14 protein-coding genes are annotated in these 20,770 nt (G+C 50.0%); 2 read left to right on the top strand and 12 right to left on the bottom strand.

From position 1 onward, the window contains the following. Positions 1–29: 29 nt before the first annotated feature. From D3P09_RS25835 to D3P09_RS25795, 9 genes are all read right to left on the bottom strand, one after another. A complete protein-coding gene (locus D3P09_RS25835) occupies positions 30–2,528 on the bottom strand; it encodes an S-layer homology domain-containing protein (RefSeq protein ID WP_120114321.1) in 2,499 nt (832 codons plus the stop codon). A 486-nt stretch (positions 2,529–3,014) separates the two neighbouring features. Further along, positions 3,015–7,190 carry an S-layer homology domain-containing protein gene (locus D3P09_RS25830; protein WP_120114320.1) on the bottom strand — a complete coding sequence of 1,392 codons (4,176 nt, stop codon included), beginning with the start codon at positions 7,188–7,190 and terminating at the stop codon, positions 3,015–3,017. A gap of 473 nt (positions 7,191–7,663) precedes the next feature. Then, positions 7,664–8,812 carry a glycosyltransferase family 4 protein gene (locus D3P09_RS25825; RefSeq protein WP_120114319.1) on the bottom strand — a complete coding sequence of 383 codons (1,149 nt, stop codon included), beginning with the start codon at positions 8,810–8,812 and terminating at the stop codon, positions 7,664–7,666. A gap of 200 nt (positions 8,813–9,012) precedes the next feature. Further along, the gene (locus D3P09_RS25820; RefSeq protein ID WP_120114318.1) at positions 9,013–9,774 is read right to left on the bottom strand and encodes a WecB/TagA/CpsF family glycosyltransferase; all 762 of its coding nucleotides are present in this window, start codon (positions 9,772–9,774) and stop codon (positions 9,013–9,015) included. A 7-nt stretch (positions 9,775–9,781) separates the two neighbouring features. Continuing rightward, positions 9,782–10,927, bottom strand: coding sequence for a polysaccharide pyruvyl transferase CsaB (csaB, locus tag D3P09_RS25815; protein ID WP_120114386.1), 1,146 nt, complete (start codon positions 10,925–10,927; stop codon positions 9,782–9,784). After that, a complete protein-coding gene (locus D3P09_RS25810; protein WP_243644508.1) occupies positions 10,891–13,005 on the bottom strand; it encodes a DUF5693 family protein in 2,115 nt (704 codons plus the stop codon). Before D3P09_RS25810 ends, csaB begins: the two co-directional genes overlap by 37 nt. A gap of 30 nt (positions 13,006–13,035) precedes the next feature. Further along, on the bottom strand, positions 13,036–14,760 hold the full coding sequence (locus tag D3P09_RS25805; protein ID WP_243644505.1) for a phospho-sugar mutase: 1,725 nt from the start codon (positions 14,758–14,760) through the stop codon (positions 13,036–13,038). Positions 14,761–14,813: 53 nt separating this feature from the next. Beyond that, positions 14,814–15,245 (bottom strand): 3-hydroxyacyl-ACP dehydratase FabZ, encoded by a 432-nt coding sequence (gene fabZ / locus D3P09_RS25800; protein WP_120114384.1) that lies wholly within the window; start codon positions 15,243–15,245, stop codon positions 14,814–14,816. Positions 15,246–15,397: 152 nt separating this feature from the next. Further along, entirely contained in the window at positions 15,398–15,928 is a 531-nt protein-coding gene (locus D3P09_RS25795; RefSeq protein WP_120114383.1) for a CDP-alcohol phosphatidyltransferase family protein, read from the bottom strand. Positions 15,929–16,137: 209 nt separating this feature from the next. Here D3P09_RS25795 and D3P09_RS25790 point away from each other — a divergent pair, with 209 nt between their 5' ends. Together D3P09_RS25790 and D3P09_RS25785 are read left to right on the top strand one after the other, a co-directional pair. Continuing rightward, positions 16,138–16,737, top strand: coding sequence for a TetR/AcrR family transcriptional regulator (locus D3P09_RS25790; protein WP_120114316.1), 600 nt, complete (start codon positions 16,138–16,140; stop codon positions 16,735–16,737). 54 nt (positions 16,738–16,791) lie between these two features. Continuing rightward, positions 16,792–18,249: an MDR family MFS transporter gene (locus tag D3P09_RS25785; RefSeq protein ID WP_120114315.1), complete on the top strand. Its 1,458-nt coding sequence runs from the start codon at positions 16,792–16,794 to the stop codon at positions 18,247–18,249. A gap of 174 nt (positions 18,250–18,423) precedes the next feature. Here the strand turns inward: D3P09_RS25785 and D3P09_RS25780 are convergent, their stop codons facing one another. From D3P09_RS25780 to D3P09_RS25770, 3 genes are read right to left on the bottom strand one after another with little or no spacing between them, the layout of a single operon-like run. After that, positions 18,424–18,846, bottom strand: a complete 423-nt coding sequence (locus D3P09_RS25780) for a DNA-directed RNA polymerase subunit beta (RefSeq protein WP_165867588.1) — start codon at positions 18,844–18,846, stop codon at positions 18,424–18,426. Positions 18,847–18,867: 21 nt separating this feature from the next. Next, on the bottom strand, positions 18,868–19,707 hold the full coding sequence (locus D3P09_RS25775; protein ID WP_120114313.1) for a flagellar hook-basal body protein: 840 nt from the start codon (positions 19,705–19,707) through the stop codon (positions 18,868–18,870). A gap of 34 nt (positions 19,708–19,741) precedes the next feature. Continuing rightward, entirely contained in the window at positions 19,742–20,608 is an 867-nt protein-coding gene (locus D3P09_RS25770; RefSeq protein ID WP_120114312.1) for a flagellar hook-basal body protein, read from the bottom strand. Positions 20,609–20,770: the final 162 nt, after the last annotated feature.

The following is a 20,770-nucleotide window of genomic DNA, read 5'->3' as shown; positions in this document are numbered from 1 at the left end:
TTAGGAAGGATGCCTCTTCTTGGTGAAGACTACTCAGTAACGTTAACGTTAACTGTGTAAATCTTACCTTCGATTTGGATAGTCAATACAACTTTACCTGTTGCACCAGCTACCAGATTACCATCGTTAGTTACAATAGTAGAATTAGAAGACAGGATTTGAACGTTACCACCAACAGCTGCATTTGCAGTGATGATAGCTCCGTATTTGTCAATCAGAGAAATCGCACCGTTAGTAGTGCTTGTGCTGAATAGAACATTCATCAAGTCGGTATTCTTAGCAAGGCTGATGGAAGCTTTGTTTACTTGAACCTTGTTAATGATAGTAGCAGAAGAATAATCAACTTCGAATGTCAATGTTCCTACAACTACATTGTTTACAGCTACATTAACAGTCTCTTTACCTACTTTTCCAGGAATTGGAGCTACGGAATCAGTAGTAGGGAACTGCAGAATGCTGTCTTGAGCTTTTTGCGAGTTCAAAGTAACACCAAGAGTTACTTCAGCGATTTTAGCGCCTGCAGCATTCTTAGTAAATACTTTTACATCAGTAGAAGTTTTACCAAAATGTTTGCCTGGATCTGTATGTGTAGCGGAATCAAGTTTCAAGCCGTCAACAGCCTCAACAACATAGCCGTTTGTTACAGTTTGGTCAGAAACAACTACACTGATTCTTTGAGTTTGCTTAGCGCCACTTGGCAATGTGATAGTAATTGTTGCTGTGAAGTTGCCTTTTACCAAGCCAGTGAATTGGAACGAAGCTACGCCATCAACTGCAGTTTTAGCAACAGTGTACTTAGTACCACCAACTGGTACAGCACCAGGAGCATCACCAGTTGCTGTAGCATTAAGTTGAGCATCTACTTTGTCATAAACAAGCGTCACAACACTGTTAGCAGCACCTTTATATGTTCCGTTATACTGATCAAGAAGTGTAACATTTACGCTGTCAGGAAGACCATTAGCGTCTTTAAGAACAACTGTAGTTTTGTCAACTTTCAGACCAGCCAGTTTAGCTTCAGCTTTTACAGTAACAAGAAGAGTCTTAGAAACTGTTACACCGTCAACTGTAGCAGTTACAACAATTGTTGCAGTTCCTGCTTGTACTGGAATAATAGATGCTTCACGTGTACCATTATGGTTTGTATCAACTACCGCAATGGATGGGTTTCTGGAAACGAATGAATAAGTTGCGCCAGTAACGGCAGAACCATTTTGTCTTTTAGCTTCTGCAACTACTTTATAACCGTTTGTATTAGTATACAATGTGTTATCAGCTACAGTTTCATCGGCAGCATTTTTCACTTGAAGAGTTTCCAATACCAAAGCAGTAGCTTCATTAACTGTTACTACTACGTTACCTGTAGTAATTGCGCTGTCTGGTACAGAAATAACAACAATGGATTTGCCAATTCCGGCACCATTAAGGGAAGCATTAACAACAGAAAGATCGGAAGAGTTAACTTCAAATGCGCTCAAAGGAAAATCTTTAGTAATATCATTGCCAGCCGTGTCTTTAACAATGTACTCTACATCATCGCCTCTTGCGATTGTAGTGTTTTTAATTGCTACAGAAGCAATTGCAGACTTCTTGTAAGTGAATGTTGCGGAAGCATCCTTCACTTCGCTGCCTTCAGTGCTTTTTGCAGTAGCAACATGTACAGTGTACTCAGCGTCGTTTGTCAGAGTAGCAGCCAGTTTAACAGTTACAGTTTCACCGTCAGCTTTAGCCTCTTCTACAAACACTTCAGCGCCGTTTTTGTCAGTAACAACTACGTCTTTAGCGTCGATAGCCGCTACTTTAGTGTTGAAGTTAAGTTTGATTTCGCTAGCAACTACAGCAGAAGCGCTAACCAGTTTAAGGTCAGTTACTTCGAAACCTTTCAGGCCCAGGATTGTGCCCAGTTTCTTGCCAGTGCCAGCAACTTCTGTGTTCAGAGCTTTAACGATAACGTCATAAGTTACGCCGCGAAGAGCGTTAGCTGCGAAGTCAGTGTCTTCAGCAACCAGTTTGCTTTCAACAGCTACTTTAGGAACGTCAGCGTATTCAACTTCGACTTTCAGGGCGCGAAGAACAACTGCTGCAAATTGTTGGTTAGTAAGTGGATCGTTGTAACCGAATTTGCCGTTGCCTTTGCCTTCCATCAATTTCTCTTCTTTAGCCCAGGAAATGTAACCGTCGTAGAACGAGTTAGTTACATCTGTGAACTCGTGAGTGTTAGCATGCTCGGAAGCTGCTTTCTCTACACCCAGAAGACGGGACAGCAGAACTGTCAAATCTTCGCGTTTCCATTCTTTGTCTTCGTTAAGGTTGCCTTCCAGGTTACCTTTGATAACGCCGATTTCTTGCAGGTACTCACCAGCAGTTTGTTTCTCTGCTGCGGATGCTACAGCTGCGAACATGGAGAATACCATTGCGATCGCAACTAACAGGGATAAACTTTTCTTCATAACCTTTTTTTCTCCTCCTCTAAATTGCTTCGGTTGTTGAGAGTTTTGTTTGGATAGTGAATTGCTCGTTTCCCTCATAGCCGATGTCACCCCCTTCCCAGAGTAGAGCAGTAATTGTATAAATGATGTCTACGCATGATCAACCCTATGTAATCTCATGTCGTAGAAACTTGTAAACCATGAGAGAATAGATGCTAGACTAGCTGCATCACTATAACATTATACAATGGGCTACCCGTACCGTAAAGAGGAACTTGTGAATTCATTCCATTTAAAATAACAGCGGCCTCTTGATAACGTCATGTATTTAAACGTATGTCGTTGTGAAAAGTTGCGTTTCGTTAAGAAAAATTTTTCTGAGTATTTTCTAATACAAGCCGCGTCCTTATCACGTTGTAAGTATAGCTTGTTCTATTCTCAGAGTCGATGCAAAAGATTTTCCATGGATAAAATTACACTCTATTATTCTCGTACAAGCTTTATAGCGCATGGTTGCTGAAAATTTTCGTAACTTTGCACAAAAGAGGGATTGGCGTATCGCCAACCCCTCTTCCAGCACAGTCATTAATTGTATATCTTCGGCAGCTTCTTCATATCGTTCATGACGCGGGCCATAATAATGGCTGCATCACTGCGAAGGAGCCTTGCTCTCGGATCGAATACAGATCCTTCTTTCGGATTGGCTGGATTAATCAATTTGCCTTGAATAAAGTTTTTCTTCTGGATGGCCAGAACCGCCGGAATCGAATAGAAATCAAATGTGCCGGAATCCTTGAAGATACCGTCCAATGCTTTTTTCGCTTTCGTCGAATCAGGCTCCAGTTTCAATTGAAGCGCTCTGGCGAGTATCACGGCCGCTTCCTGACGCGTCAGCTCCACATCTTCATCGAAGAAGCCCGGACGCTTGCCGTTGACGATACCTGCCCTTGCAGCTGTCTCAATATAACGGTAGTCATAGATGGAGCTCGACTGGTTGGCATTGGTGATCGTCTCTGGGTAGTAAGAGAAATGCAGATCGCCTTTGTAATTAAGCGGCAGGTCCATCGCTCTTACAATCATACGCGTAAACTCGCCGCGTGTCACATAGCGGTCACCGCCGAACATGCCAACGGGATCAATCGCATTCATAATACCTTTCGAGAATATCGCTTCCATCGCTTCACGGGCATACGGATGGTCCGTAATATCGTTGAAGCCGCGAGTCAGCTTTACAGCTACGTAGTAACCGAACTTAGTAAATGGAACAGTGATGGTGCGTTTCTTCTCGTCTACAACCCCGCCAATGTTCTCCCACTTGCTGTTATATGGATCAAAGCGGAATACGGTAATGGTCGTTCCTGCGCTTTGAACGACATTAGAGTCATAAGTAAGCGTCAGTTTGCCTGGAGTACTTGGTACCAACTCACGGTCAAATTGCCCCCAGCGCGCCGCAAAGTTATCGGTATACTTATTCATTATATTCGGGAACGGGAATGGGTCCTGGCCCGTTTTAATCGGATCGAACGCTGGACTGCTTGGGTCCGGATTATCAGCCAAGCCGCCATCAATCCAGAATAGCGGACTTGCTTTAATGAATTGTCTTGCTTCATCCTGGAAGCGGTAGCCAATATGAAGATTACCCGCTGCCTGGCTTGTAGCAGAGTAGTTTGGCGCCTGGCCCTCGTACAGATGCCTGTCCACGATGCCGTCATTCGGATTCGCTATTGCAAATAGAAGGTCGTTGCCATTGTATACTTGCGTAGCATGACCGGTAGATGCATTATAGTCAGGTCTGATCAATTGCGTGTTTTTGCTGAAGGTCAATGTCAGCGCATTATTGAACAGCTTATGCGATGAAGACATGGTTTCCATCATTTGAGCGCCAGGAATGTTGGTCGGCACATATTTGACAGTCAGCTCTTGCTTGATCGTATCGTCGCCGCGTGTAATCGTGAATGGAATCTTGGTTTCCCGTCCTGCACGCAAGTCTTTCACCACAGCTCTGAAAGCCTCAACGTGCATCTTATCATTCTCATTCGCTCCATAGTCAATGTAGGTTACTTTTTCCGCCTTTTGCTTTCCAATGACCATGGAATCTGCTCCTGGCGAGCTAATGATAACCTCTACGAAGTTACGGTTGGTAACCATTTCTTCCTTGACAGGCAGTTTGATGCTGTACGGAATCGAAATCGGATTGATTTCCAGTCGATACGTTGCACGAGGCCCGTTGACGCCAGCATTGAAAACCGACATTACGTAAACCATCGTACTTCCGTCAGAAGGCATCGTTTGACCCGTAATGGTAAAGAAAAAGCTTCGTGCATCTATGTCGTAATAAAAGGATATTCTTGCATCCGCTGATGGCGGTCTGTTCCCTGAATTGATTACGTATGGCGGTCCTCCGTCACTGCCATCCCTAGTTAATGTTTTTCTATTCTTGTCTACCAGAGTAAATTCCTGACCCAAATTCCAGGTGACAGGGCTGCTCCAGTTAGGGGAATCAATGGTGACAATATAGTCCTGAAGATTGCCTATTTCGCTTAATCTCGACTCTACGCTGCCAGCTACCGAGCCCAAATCTACAAAACCAAATGTGCCATATACATCAAAATCAGCTTCCCGTGTTGTATACACGGATCCTTGCTTATTAAAGCTGGCATCCGTCGAAACCGGAGGCCACTGGCCCTTTGTATACGGGTACACACCGTCTGTATTAGGAGCCGGAATTGTTGGCAGATTGGTTGGTACAATACTAAACCTTAACGTATATTCATAGTTGTTGTTTTTTGAAATAAAAACAAATTTAACCGTATTGCTTCCTGCTTTGTTCAAAACTCCAGCAATAAAGTCATCGCTATTAGTAGCCTGGAACTTGGTTGGAGTCGTCGTATCTGCTGCCAAATCTATAGCGACATTATTAATATACATGAAGACAGATTGGCCCGCGCCTGAATATTTAATTTCGCTATCATTTACGACATTGAACAATTGACCTTTAAAGTTCCCCAACTGACTTAACAGGCTGGTTGACGTGCCGTTGACTGTATCAAACTTCACGTCCATCCCGTCCACGATGGAATCGAACTTCATATAAGGACCATATAGTAGACGTGCAACAACGCTTTTGATTTCATTCGTAACTCCCGTTCCAGTCAATTGGAACGTGATCGTGTTCGAGCCGGAGCTCGGCAATTTTTGAATCTCCAAAAACACGCGAAGGAACGAAACCTGCTCACCATTTACATTTTGAGTCACAAGCTGCGCCAGCGGTGTGACCGAGTTAGGCGCAAGTTCCTCCATCACGAGCTTATACACAACTGGATTCGTAGGGTTCACTGGAATCGTATTCACATTAATTTTGCCAATCAAATTATTAAGATTCGACAAATTACTGTCAACAAGGGTTTCATAATTGCCAATCAATAATTCCACACCCATCGGAACGGAGTATACATCTACTCCACCGCTAGGAATATCTGTACTTTGCAGGCTTAATACGCGGCTCTTATTTCTAGCTACAGCGTTGTTGCTAGCATCAGCCGTGGTCATTGAACTATCGAAACCCGTCAAATAGTTGATATCTTGGATATACGCCAGATTGTTGTCCCTTAGCGTAAAGCCGTACCACGGAGATAAGTCAAATACCCTCAAATTAGGCGCTTTGAAGCGAATGTTCTTCTTGGTATCAAATGCCAAACCAGCAATATTCTCATACTTGAAATCAACGGTTATGAATTTAGTCGTGGCATCAATGTCCGTTGGTGAATAAGAGACTTCATCTGGAGCCAATATCGCTCCTCCCTGCACTTCCAGCTTAAGCAGATCCTTCAGTGCGTCTTGGAGGTTATCTGTGATCGTATTGTTCGGATCAAGAACGTTGTTTAAGTCATAGATTGGCAAAGGGATAATAGCTGTACCGGAGATGTTGATGCCCGTAACCGATCCTGTCGAGAAATCCATATTGTTTTGCAAATTGGATTCTTTCGTGCCATTGCTAATCTTAAGGTTGTAATAGGTAACCTCTCCGTTATAGAACGCCACTTGCCGTGTAGTTTCTACAATCTGGCCGCCGTTATGCACTTTGAACTTGATGATATTGATGCCTTTGTCAATCGTCAGCTGCGAGGTGCTGAACCGGTTGTTGTTGTTGCCGGTCGACACGTTGAAGTCGTAGCTGCGGCCGTTAATATCGATCGTGACCTTGGTCGCGTTAGGCGCGCGGCCAGTAATGACGATCTGGCCTTGCTGGGTAACATTCGGAGTAGTGGAATAGAGCATAGTCGGCTCTGTTTCCTTCATATCGTAATCCTTATTCTCGAACGTGACTTTCAGGTCATAGAGCATCGGATTGTCACGGTATTCGATATAGATCGATTCCTGAACGATCGATGAACCTGCGATGCCCTTCAGCGTGATTTTGTTCATGCCCGGAAATAGGATAAGGCTGTTGATGGAGATACGGTTATCGCCAGTTGTTGTGATCCCCGTTGTAATTTCTTCTGTCGTATTCAGAATTTCCTCTAGTCCAGTGGACGTTACTTGCTTGACATTGTAGCTGATGGAGCTGCCGACAACGCCGTTGATAGTACCGTTGATTTGGATAGTCTTGGTAGAGACGATTCTTGCGTTGGCTCTTGTGTCATTCTCATTCGGGAACAGGAAGTAGGCTCCTGCAGCGTTTGCCGTTTGCGGTGCCATGTATGTTGGCAGCATCGTTACGATAAGCGCAAACGTCAAGATTAGTGATAATGCTCTTTTCAAAACGGTGTTCCTCCTTTATGCGAATCTGTTCTTAAGCTGCATGGTAAGTCAGCTGGACTACTTGGATCATGCCAGAAGTAGGGCTATAGTCATTGGATAGCTTGTCCAAAGGATGATGACTGACTTATATTCGTTCCTCCCTTTTCCTCCATAGTCAGATATTCTCTCTTCCTGTTATAGACGCGCTGATCCAAGAAAAGTTCTGTAAGTTTTTTATCGGCGGGCCAAACGCAGATGTTTATATGAACTGGTAAATTGCTGGCGCAATTAGGCTAATACTCCTAGAGAGAGGGTACAGGGCCACATGAGAAAACCTCAATCGAGGCAATTCAGGATGAGCGACCGCGTTTAAAGGATGGTTTTATCGCCAAATTGAATTTAAATTCCGATACCCTCGGAAATTTAAATTCGCTTGTGGAAAAAAAGCCCTGCATCCCGAAGGAGGCAGGGCTCTAACCGTATAAGTGCAATTGTTACTTGCCGCGTGATTGCTGGGTATCGACCTTCGCAATGCGTACGCCGATGCGGGCCAGGAAGTTGATGAGCGGCCGTCTCGTCTTGTCGACAATGCCTGTCAGTTCGGCGCCAATCTGCAAGAAGAACATGAGCAAGCATATGACCGCAAAGGTAATCCAGTTAGCCGCGCTCGATTGTACGACTGCGGATTGGACAATAGCCAGGATGCCGAAGATGGCGGCTACTCCCCAGATAATCAGAACGGTGCGGCGATGGCTGAAGCCAAGGTCCTGCAGCCTGTGATGCAGATGTCCTTTGTCCGGCGCAAAAATCGGCTTCTTGTTCACCCAGCGGCGCACAATCGCGAAGAAGGTGTCCGACAGCGGTACGCCGATAATGAGCAGCGGCGTAACGAAGGATACGATCGTAACCTGCTTGAAGCCAAGCATGGACAAGGTCGCAAGGCTAAAGCCCAGGAAAAGCGAGCCAGAGTCGCCCATGAAGATCTTCGCCGGGTGGAAGTTGAATACCAGGAATCCGATAATGCCGCCAAGCAGCAAGGTGCTCAGCAGGATAACCGGCTGGAAGCCCATCAGAGTAGCCATCACAACAATCGTCGCGATGGAGATGCCGGATACGCCTGCAGCGAGTCCGTCCAGGCCGTCAATCAAGTTGATGGCATTGGTTACGCCGACAATCCACAGAATCGTCAGCGGGATGCCGATCCACTCCGCGATTGGCTGCATCGTCTCGCCGAACGGAATGTTCACAAGATCGATCCGTACATCAAAGCCGAATACGACGACGCAGGCAGCGGCGATTTGGCCGAGAAGCTTGACCTTGGCCGACAGCTCGAAGCGGTCGTCCAACGCGCCAAGGATAATGATAATGGTGCCGCCCACAAGCAAGGCATTAATCATGTTCACATCGCGGGGGCGAAGCAGTCCATCCGGAATGAATGGAGATACCGCCAGGAAGGCCCCCACAAAAGCGATATAAATGGCAAGTCCTCCGAGACGCGGCATAATGCGCGTATGTACTTTTCTGTGATTCGGTTTGTCAATGGCACCCACTTTGAACGCAAATTTCTTCACGAGCGGCGTCATGGCAAGCGCTAATAAAAGAGCGATAATAAATCCCATCGTATACAAGAAGCCAACTGGCATGTGTACAACTCTCCTTTTCTGAAAACATAAGCAGACTTCGCCATGCGCGTGTGCTCTGCTTATATTTCACCGGGAAACGGCGCCTTATTCGGCGGCAGCAGCCGCCTCTAAGCAAACCATTTGCTCCGAAGTGAATTATACTCCGTTCGAAAAAGAATTACCAACACCGTTTTCAACCAATTTTCATGAAAATACCGACATTATTGCGCCTCAGGACTAGGTTTTGTCACGTTTTCTTTGTTGCGAAGCACTTTCACGACGAATTTCGGCAGCGCAAGCATCCGCTTATAGCGGGAAGGCTCCTGAAATAAGCGATACAGCCATTCGAGGCGAAGCTTCTGGAATAGGATCGGAGCACGCTTCAGCTTGCCGGATACGATGTCAAAGCTTCCGCCGACACCCATAATAAACGGCACGCCAAGGCGTTCCTTGTATTGCGCGTTCCAGGCTTCCTTCTCCATTCCGCGCGCAACAAACAGCAGATGAGGCTTCAGCTTGCGGATTTCCTCCACAATCTCCTCATCTTGATCGGGGCCAAAAAATCCGTTGCGGCAGCCCACGATCCGCACCTGCGGATACTGCAGCTGCAGCTTCTCGGCAGCAGACTCGATTACTTCCTGGGTTGTCCCCAGCAAATAAGCGGTCCAGCGCCGCTTCTCTCCTTGCTCCATGAGACGGTGCATCAGGTCAAAGCCCGCCACTCGCTCAGCGACGGGATTGCCTCCCGTCCTGGCAGCCCATACAACCCCCGCGCCATCCGGCACGATCAGGTCAGCCTTGCGTAACACGGCAGCAAATTCTGGTTTGTCCAAAGCTTCCATGACCATAATCGGATTCGCTGTGATGACATGCGTCAAGCGCCCATCCTCAATAGCCTCTGTAAGATAATGAACCGTCTCGTCCATGCTCATTTTCGAGAACGGCACGCCGAATATCGGCACGGTTGGCAGTTGTTTCGACATGAGGAAATCACCTCGATCTATATTGACGCAATATTTGTAAGATTTGTTGCGCGGGATTTTTTGCCTGTTGCTTTAGAGTCTCGATAGCCGGTCCGTGCTTGATGCGCCACTCCTCCGGCGCGTCGAGCAAGGCACACGCCGCATCAGCGAACGCCTCGGCATCCAGCGATTCCGTGGTGCCGATCGGACGCAGCTCCAATCGATTCATGAATTGATCGATCTTGGGATCGTACGACAGCCCCAGCATCGGTACTTGCTGATTGGCGGCATAGATCAGCGCATGGAGGCGCATGCCGAACAAAGCGTCGCAGCGGCTGACCTCCAGAAGCATCGCCTGGGGGTCGTCGCCGGGCGATGCCAGCTCGGCGGAGCTTCCTTCGCCGAGCCGGCCGCTCAGCCGTTCCATCACCTCTTCCGACGTTACACGGTCGGAAGGGGTATGGAACGGCAAGAAGCGCAGCCTAACCGGCCTGCGCTTCGACAGCGCGGCCAGCGCCTCGGCGGCGCGCGCCATATCGGCGCCGTCCTCGCGCCAGCGGCGCAGCGAGACGCCGATAACCGGCGGCGTCCCGTCTGCGCGAGGCTCCGCTGCACGTGAACCCTCCGGCAGCGGCAGCCCCATAACCGGATCGGGCACGACATCGATCCGGTCCAGCGGCATGCCGATCCGCCCGAGCAAAGCGGCGGATTCGGCATCCCGCACCGACACATACTTGCTCCGGCGCATCGCGCTCCGGATCATCGAATCCATGGAGCGGCGGTTGATCGGTCCGATTCCTTGCGCATAGGCAAAGGTCGGCTTGCCCAGCCACTGGGCAAGCTTCATGATGCCGATGTAATACGGAATCGTCTTTCCGCTCGTCACGTCCTGAAGCAAGCTGCCTCCGCCGCTGATCAGACCGTCGCAGCTGCGGAGGGCGCGGAGCACCTCGCCCGGCTTCATCCGGTGGAAGGACTCTACGCCATACAACGCTGCCGTCCATGCCGGATCGGCGCTAAGCACGATCGGCTGGACGGTAACGCCCTGCTTGTCTCCTTCTTCCTTCAGCGCCAGCAGGATCGAACGAAGCACCGCCTCGTCCCCGCTGTTGCGGAAGCCGTAATATCCGGATATGGCTATGCGGAATATTTGCGAATCATTGGTGCCAGCCATTTGCGCCATGCTCCTTCCAATACGATCCAAGCCGCGATGAAGATCGCGCCGATGATAAGACCTGCGCCCAGGCCAAGCAGCGTGCGTACAATCGAGATGTACAGCGGCGTATGAATGTGCGTGAACGTGCTGACCATCGTCAGCTGTCCGATCGCGCCCACAATGATTAATACCCAAGCCGCGCGATAACGAATCGCGAGGAACAGGCCAAGCAGAAGCGGCGGATGGCCGAGCATAAACTCTTTGAAGCGCGGACGGACGCCGAACGTCGATTCCAGCCAATTGCGGATAATAAGCTCGATCCAGGATACGGATCCTGAGTTGCCAGTACGGGACAGATAATAGAAGCCGATCGCGCCCACGACAGCCGCAATAAGGATCCAGCTGACCAGAATCGGCTGGCGAAGCAGCTTGGCAGCGCGTCCCATAACGCCCCGTCCCTCATTTCCTTCATACAGCAAGATATAGAGCGCAACCAGTGCGATTGGCCCCAGATGGAGCACGCTGACGCCTCTGAATTGCTCCAGCACCAGACTGTACGTAATATTGTTCAGCAAGCCGAACACCAGCGGAACTGCCGTCAGCGAGATGCAGGTTGCGACAATGAACCAGTTCAGCGCAATGCCAATCCGGCGGCCGATCGACACGCTCGGGAATACCCATTGCGTCCGCGTCTCCGCTTCCTGCCCGCCATTGCCGACTGTCCATTCTTCGCCGCCAACCATGCGGCGCTCGCCAATTGTACGGGAATAAATCCGGTTCATCACCCAAATCAGCGCCAGAGTCGGCCCGCTCACTGCTGCGCCAAGCGCAAGCGCTTGTTCCATAAGCGAGCTGTTCAGCACGAACAAGCCGGCGGAGCCGATCAGGCCTAAGAGGAAGACCAGAATCGATACATGCGGGATAAATGCGCTAACCAGCAATGTAATGATCGCTATCGCACCCAAAGCGACAATGCCGCGAACCGGTTTCTCCCATGAAGGCTTCTCATAGGAGAACTGCTGAGCAAGTCCGGACGGGAAACCTGCTTCATCTAGCTGTGCGACTATGCCATTCGATCCCGTCATCGCAGAGGCAAGCTTGTCTACCGAGTGATTAAGCAAGCCTGTATCCGCACTGCCCTGATTCATCGTATTCAGGAAGAACATCCGAATATTGCGATCCTTTGCGGCAAGCAAGAAACGGTCAACAATGCCTTCCTTCGTCATCTCGATGCTGTCTTCAGGAGATAAGGAATATAGTCTGGTCACATTATAGTTTGTCAAATAAGCCAGTTTATTTATGCCTTGCTGCGGCTTCTTCAAATTCTCGATGGCAACCAGACCGATGTCGTACTGCTTGAGCAATTCGCCGAAGCTCTCCAGGCTGTGCAGCGCCGATTGATCCGATACGCCCTTCGCCTTCTCTCCATCGAACAGCACGCGAGTCACACCGTACGACTTAAGCCGTTCCAGCTGTGCCGCCGTGCGCTCCGCATCGTATGGCACGACGCGGTCCGAGAAGCGAGGCAGGATGTGGAAGCCCTTGCCCGTAAGCTCCTCAATCGTCATCGGATCGAAGTCGAACGTTTTCAGCAGAGCCGCAGTCAGCGATTCTTCGATAATCAGACCGTTCCGTCCGTCGAACGACCAATTGCGGACCGGCACTTGCATCCGGCCGTATGCATCGCGGATAAGCGGACCGATCTTCTCTTCCTCTTCGGGACCGTTAAACAGGACATACGTATAGTTAACCCGCTCATTCGGCAATTTGCCTTGCAGCAAAGCGGCGTCCTTCTCATTGTAGTACATCAGTCTGCCTGCCTGCATGAGCTCCTTCAGCGAGCTCTCATAGACGGACATTGTGGTAATGCCCGATTCCTTGAGCAAATCCACCTTCTCGTTCAAAAATTGCTTGGGATTCGGACGAAGCTCTGCAACCTCCACTATATCCCGATGATCAAATACATATTCGACCGTATTCGCTGAGTTTTCCATCGCCATACGCGATATGCCAAGAGGCATCGCCGCCACTACGCCAATAAGCGTAATGACCCACAGCCACAGCTTCGCTTTCCGATTCCAACGCTGCCAACGCATGAGCACGTTAATCCTCCGTTCTATTCCTTGTTAAGCCAGTCCGTCCACTCGGGACATCACCGTCTGCCGCAATTGCTGAAGCGCCGAAGCGGAAGCATCCGCTGACTCTTTCTTTACGCCAAAGTATATTTTGATTTTGGGCTCCGTGCCGGAAGGTCTCAGACAGAACCAAGAACCGTCCTCAAGCTTGTATTTGAGCACATTCTCAGGACGGAGTCCATCCAGGCCCATTCCGTAATCCTGCACCGATACGATACGAGTCCCATTAATATCTTCAGGAGGGTTAGCACGCCAGTCCCCCATAATTGCGCCAATCTTTTGCACACCGTCGAAGCCTTTGAGCGTGCGGGATTCAAGTCCTTCCAAATAATAGCCGAACTTTGCGTAGAGCTCTTCCAGGACGTCATACAAGGTTTTTCCTTGGCTGTTGTAATAAGCGGCCGCTTCACTAATCAGCATGGAAGCGACAACCGCATCCTTATCCCGCGCATATGTGCCGGAGAGATAGCCGTAGCTTTCTTCATAGCCGAACAAGAAAGAGCGCTCTCCGCTCTTCTCGTAAGCCGTCATCTTCTCGCCGATATATTTGAAGCCGGTTAGCGTGCTCTCAACGCTCATTCCATATGAACGGGCAATATCCGCCCCCATATCGCTTGTCACAATCGTCTTGATCACGACGCCGTTATCCGGAAGCAATCCTCTCTCCTTCAAGGTGCTGAGCTTGTAATGCACCATCAAAGCGCCAGATTGATTGCCCGTCAGCACGACATATTCCCCATTGCCGTCTTTGACGACCGCACCCATCCGGTCAGCGTCAGGGTCCGTCCCGATGATGATATCCGCCGCTTCCTTCTTCGCCAGCGCCATAGCCAGCTCGAACGCTTCGCGTTCTTCCGGATTCGGCGATTTGACCGTGCTGAAGTAGCCGTCAGGCAGCTCCTGCCTACTCACGACAAGCACATTCCTGAAGCCGGCGCCCGCCAGCGCGCTGCGGACAGGCTTGTTGCCGGATCCGTGCAGCGGTGTGAACACGATGCCAAACCGCTCGCCCAGCTCTCCTTGGAGCAGCTCGCGGTTCAGGCTCTCGCCTACGACCGTCTCGGTGTACCGGCGGTCCGCATCTTCGCCCAGCCATACGAGCAAGCCGCCCGATTCCGCCTCATCTCTGCCAGCTCGCTTAATTGCGCCAAAGCTGTCAATGGCAGCAATGGAAGCAATGACCTGCTCGGCATCCTCCGGGATCAGCTGACAGCCGTCTGCGCCATACGCCTTGTAGCCGTTGTACTCAGGCGGATTATGGCTGGCCGTAATGACTATGCCGCTTGAAGCATGCAAATCGCGCACAGCAAAGGACAGCTGCGGCGTAGGACGCAGCTCCTTGAACAGATAAGCTTTAATGCCGTTGCCGGCAAGCACAAGAGCCGTGTCCAGGGCAAAATCTGCGGAATTATTGCGGGAATCATAAGCGATCACGACCGATAGCTCTTTCCCCTCGGTACGATTAGCCAGCAGCCAGTTCGCAAGCCCTTGCGTCGCTTTGCCTACCGTATAAGCATTCAGCCGGTTCGTGCCGGCTCCCATTACGCCGCGCAGCCCGCCTGTGCCGAATTCCAGATCGCGATAAAAACGGTCGGTCAGTTCCTTCACATCCCCTGCAATAGCCCGCAGCTCTTCCTTTGTCGCCGAATCAATTACAGGATCATTCAGCCAGGACTCGTAACGAGCCTGGATGCCATCATTCGTCAGTTGGCTCACCCTCGACTACCTCTCCCTTGTCAGTGGATTCTATCGTTATTCAGCTTGCGGCATTATGTACGATCGGATAACGCAAACATAAGCTCGCCCTCAGCGACGACCTTGTCCCCTACCTTGGCAGTGGCTTTACCTTTGCCGATCGGCCCTTTGAGCCGCGTAATTTCGACTTCAAGAATAAGCGTGTCGCCTGGCTTCACTTGATCTCTGAAACGGAAACCGTCAATCCCTGCGAAAAAGCCCAGCTTTCCTTTGTTCGCTTCCACCATCAGCATGGCGACGGAACCAACCTGAGCCAGCGCCTCTACAATCAGGACGCCCGGCATAACCGGATAGCCTGGAAAATGTCCGGTAAAAAACGGTTCGTTCATCGTGACGTTCTTAAGCCCTACTGCGCGAACGCCAGGCTCAACCTCTAATATCCGGTCAATCAGCAAAAATGGCGGTCTATGCGGAATAATTTCTTGAATTTGGTTAATATCGAGCATCATAGAAACTCCCTTCAATATTTCAAAGTATAAAACAGGCTTATCTAAGCGAAACTAGTCCTATCCTTCATAAACTGCAGATTATGGAGGTTAAGATAAGGGGGCTTGACCACCGGACCTGAAGCGTTCGGGATCAAGCCTCTTTCTGTTTGTTAGGCTTGCTTTGTTGTTGTGTCAACCTCTCGGTTCAGCTTCTTATAAGACGCCAAATACACAAAAGATGTTACGAATGAAAACGCAATGACGATCCATAAGTATGTATGGGCGAATGGCGCTTGAAAGAAAATAAACATGATCGCAAAATAAAACATCACTGTCGTCAGCTTGCCCATCCAATTGGCAGGCACAGTTCGTTTTCCTCGAAAATGCGTCAACAGCCCTCCCGCGATCATCCCGAGATCGCGCAAAAACATAGCTCCTGCGGCCCACCATGAAATATGGCCTGTCAGCAGCAGCGATAATATGACGGTAATCAGCATGAGCTTATCCGCCAGAGGGTCAAGCATCTCGCCTACCGTCGTTACTTGTCCGTACTTGCGGGCAATATAGCCGTCCAGCACATCCGTCACTCCGGCAGCGACCACGACGAGAAAGGCCGGAATCATGTGACCGCTGACAAATATACCAATATAGACAGGAATCAACACAAATCGCAATGATGTCAGCAGATTGGGCAAATTCAAACGCAACGTTCACAATCCTCCTAGTCCCGCGGAATGTCCCACCATGGTTCCCAACTATTATAAACTACCTATTCCAAAATGAAAACAAACACCGCCTGGAGCCCGAGATAAGAAAGGAATTGCACAAAACGAACCGCCGTGCTAAAATACTGACTGACCGTTCAGTTAATGTTTTTCAAACGGTCAGATCCTAAGGAAGGAGAGGCGTCTTGAACAAAAAGAAAACGCAAAGCGAAGAGACGAAATCGCGAATTGTAGAAGCTGCGAACATCTTGTTCTCGCAACGGGGCTACCATGCCGCTTCTATAGAAGACATTGCTTCCGCTACCGGAGTGAGCAAGGCCAATATTTATTATCACTTCAAAAGCAAGGAAGGATTATTCCTTACGCTGCTGGACCAATTCGAGGCGGAATGGAAAGCGCTATGGGCCGAACAGGAGAAGCTATACGACTCCACAACGGATATGCTGAACGGCATGATCGAAGCCGGACTGGAACGCGGCTTCCATCATCCCTTGAACAGGGCGGCTAGAGAATTTTTTGAGGAAGCCTGGGGCAAGAGCGAAGAGGGCTGCCGCCAAATCGCCATCAAGACGGGGGAGAATCGCGCTTTTTATCAAAGCTTGATTCAGCGGGGCGTTGAATCTGGAGAATTCAGGCCGGTTAACACCTCTGATCTTGGCCGTATCTTGGAAGGCATGTTCCGCGGGCTTGGCGACTCCTCGCGCGATTTGAGTCTCGAGGAAGCGATTCGGCTTTATCGTGTAGCGCTAGACGCTTTACTTTACGGGATTAGAGCAAGGGACTAGAGGAAAAACTAAATAAAGAATAAATGGATATGGATTTGGAGGGTTAAAGCAATTATGAATACATCAGCAGCCGCAGCTAACGCGGCACCGCAAGATCTGGGCAATATTAAACGGTTGCCTATTCTGATCTCCCTGATTATCGGCGCGTTCTTCTCCATTCTGAATGAAACGCTGCTGAACATCGCTTTCGTAGATCTAAGCATCGACTTCAACGTTGATTACACAACGGTTCAATGGCTCTCGACCAGTTATCTGCTCGTAGTCGGCATCCTGGTTCCGGTATCCGCACTCTTGGTGCAGTGGTTTACGACCAGACAAATGTTTTTAGGCGCAATGACTCTTTTCTCGATCGGCACGCTTGTATGCGCACTCGCGCCTGAGTTCTATGTGCTGCTGATCGGACGTATTATTCAAGCACTCGGTACCGGGCTTATGCTTCCGGTTATGATGAACACCATTCTCGTGCTCTATCCGCCTGAGAAACGCGGTGCGGCAATGGGCAGTATGGGTCTCGTTATTATGTTTGCTCCGGCTATCGGTCCTACGTTGTCGGGACTTATTCTTGAATCGCTGGATTGGCGCTGGCTGTTCTATCTGGTGCTGCCTTTTGCCGTCTTCTCGATTCTGTTCGCAGCAGTCTTCCTGAAGAACGTGTCCACCATTACGAAGCCAAAAGTTGATATCCTATCCATTCTGCTGTCGACCGTCGCATTCGGCGGACTCGTATTCGGCTTCAGCAGCCTCGGTGAAGGCCACGGCGGCTGGTCCAGCGAGCGTGTGTATCTGCCTGTTATTATCGGCGGCGTCGCTCTTATCCTGTTCATCTGGAGACAGCTGGTGTCGAAAGTTCCGATGCTCGACTTGCGGGCGTTCAAGGCACCTATGTTCTCTTTCGCAACTGTGCTGATCATCATCGTGATGATGTCGTTGTTCTCGACGTTGCTGTTGCTGCCTATCCTGATGCAGCAAGGGATGCTGCTGACCGCATTCGCAGCGGGACTTGTCCTTCTGCCCGGCGGCATCGCCAACGGGCTTCTGTCCCCGATTACAGGCAAGCTGTTCGATAAATTCGGGCCGCGCGCGCTCGTCATCCCAGGCGCTGCTATCCTTGTCGTGGTCATGTACTTCTTTACCCAGATCTCGCTCGACACCAGCAAAGGCACCCTTATCCTGCTGCATGTTACGATGAGCATCGCCATGTCCATGATCATGATGCCGGCTCAGACGAACGGCCTCAACCAGCTTTCGCCTAAGTTCTACCCGCATGGCTCTGCTATTATGAACACCTTGCAGCAAATTTCCGGCGCCATCGGCATCGCCTTCTTCATCAGCGTGATGACCACTAGCCAGAAGAACTATCTGGCGGGTGTAGCCGATCCGACGTCCAAGGTCGAGCTTGCCAACTCGCTGAGCGTCGGCGTGAACAGTTCCTTCAAGCTTGGCTTGGTCTTCGCCGTTATTGCGCTGATCATGTCACTCTTCATCAAGAGTTCCGTCGCTCCAAAGGCTTAGGATGCTGTCCAAGGCGAATCGAGTATGATGCCTTATCACTACTAAGCATGCAAGCAACCAACTTAATGAAGCCCCGATATCGGGGCTTCTTTTCTTTGCCGCAAACAAAAAAGAGCCGTTCACTCAGCGCAGATACTGGTTGAACAAGCTCTCTTGGCCTATCAGCATATATGATTAGGATTCCGCGAAGATGAGGTCATAGAGATGACGCCAAGTCGTCCATTCGAATACATCGTTCTTGGAGCCATGGCCCAAATAAACGAAGCCTACATACAGTCCGACAAGCAGCATGACAATCATAACGACCGGCACGATGCTTTTGCGCAGCATCCAGAAGACAATTCTCGCCCACTTCGGGAATCTGTGCCTCTCTTCATCTTCCTCATCCAACTCTTCTTGCGCGGGCTTGCGGCTTTTCTCCTTTATCGGATCTGCAGCCTCTCCCGAATAACCGGGCGGAGTGCCGCCATGCCGCTGCGTACGGGAAAGCGTGGAGCTCATGGAGCCATAACGCAAAGTTCTTCCCTCGTCGCCCTCTTTCCTCATGGACCCGTTCTCGAAATCTCTGCGGCTCGCGGGGATTCGATCATCGGCCATACCTATCACCTTCATTCGTTCCTACGCGCGCATCGTGTTCGCAAGGCCCATCATCGTATCGCTGGATGATAAAGCTCTAGCTGCCAATTGATAAGCACGCTGAACATTGATAAGCTCCGTCGCTTCATCCACATACTCGACGTTGGACTGCTCCAGATAGCCTTGGCGCAAAGCGACCCGATTATCCAGAGTTGGAGCAATCTCCTGTACCACATCGTCTACATTGATGCCCGTCGCAATCGCGAACAAATTATCCGCTACTGCTGTCAGCGCAGCCGGACGGGTTGCTTGAAGCAATTTGATGCTGCCCAGATTGATTGTGCCGGCAGAAGATACGCCAAGCACAGTGCCGTCAGCATCGACACGGAGTTTGTAGCCGGCAGGCAACACAATATTCCCTTCGACGATATTTCCGTTGCCGTCAGGGATATTTGCAATAACCGGATAGCCATTTTCCGTTGCCAAAATCGTATCACCGTTTGCCGCCATCGTCAACTGGAAGGCCCCGCTGCGCGTATAAGCGCGGTTGCCCGCACCGTCAACCTGCACCTCGAACAGCGCATTTCCTTCAATGGCGAGGTCCGTCGGTACGCCTGTTTCTTTCATCGGTCCCTGGGACAAATTCGGCTGAATCATGGTTAGCTTGGAGCCCCAGCCCTGATTGAAATTAAGCGGAGTCAGCCGGCCCGGCTGATCAAATGTACCCGGTTGTCTCTTGACATTATTAAGCAGATCCTCGAAGGTCGCTTCCTTCTTCTTGTAGCCTACTGTATTGACGTTAGCTACATTGTCAGCAATGATATCCAACTTCTGCTGAAGCGCGTTCATCGATACCATTGCATTGATCATGGATGCATTCATTCCGCAGTTCCTCCTCTTAGCTTGTCCGGATGGTCTAGCCTACACGTCCTACTTCATTAGCCGCTTTCTGCAAGCTCTGGTCATAGAACTGAATGACCTTCTGATTGGCTTCATAGGCGCGAAGTGCAGCCATCAGATCTACAGCTGCCTGAGCGGAATCCACATTGGAGCGCTCCACATAGCCTTGTCTGACTTCAATACGCTCATCCGCTGCGATTGGCTGGGCTTGTCCTCTCCCATCCACAAAGCGGAAGTTGCCGTTGCCTTCTCGCACCAAGTCGTTCGGATTATCGATTCGGGTAATCAGCAGCTGCGCTCCGATATCATTGCCGTTGCTATCCACAAAACGCTGGCCGTCCGTCAGAATCAGACTGTCGAGTCCTACTCCCGCCGGAAGCTGAATAGGCGCTCCGTTGGTGCCGAGCACATTCGAACCGTCGCTCGTCATCAGGAAGCCGTCACCAGTGACTGTGAACTTGCCGCCTCTTGTATAGCGGATCTCGCCACTCGGATCCTGGACAGTAAAGAAAGCTTGCGGCTGAAATACCGGCGCGCCATCAGGGCCAATCGCTTTGCCCGATGCGTCAAAGGCAAGTCCGTCCACTTCAATATTGGAAATCAATGCAAAATCGGAGGACTGATTCGTCTGCGTCAGATCGCCCTGCAGGTGGATCGACAGACTCTCCTCGGCGAATACCCCGCTTGTCCATCGTCCGACAGTCGCACGCTCCGCCTGATCCACACCTGTCAAGGACAGAAGCATCTCCGGGAACGAGCGCGTAACCGCGTTGGTCTGCTTGTAGCCGGGCGTATGGATATTGGCGATGTTATTCGTCACCGTGTCGTGACGGCGCTGCTGGGCAATCATGCCCGATGCTGCCGTATATAGTCCTCTTAGCATGATGGTTCCTCCTAAAATGTTTGTGAAGCAAACATGACATCGAAAGCATATTCTTAATGTTTACATAGTAAACATGGCTTCGTATATACCGGTACGTGATCTCTATCCTCTATTATCGGTTGAACGCGAAGCCCTCTGAATAGCCTTTGCCTATGACCTTAG

This window comes from Paenibacillus pinisoli (assembly GCF_003605435.1).
Taxonomy (GTDB): domain Bacteria; phylum Bacillota; class Bacilli; order Paenibacillales; family Paenibacillaceae; genus Pristimantibacillus; species Pristimantibacillus pinisoli.
The sequence above is the reverse complement of the archived record's forward strand: the minus strand, read 5'-3'. Positions and strand labels throughout refer to the sequence as shown.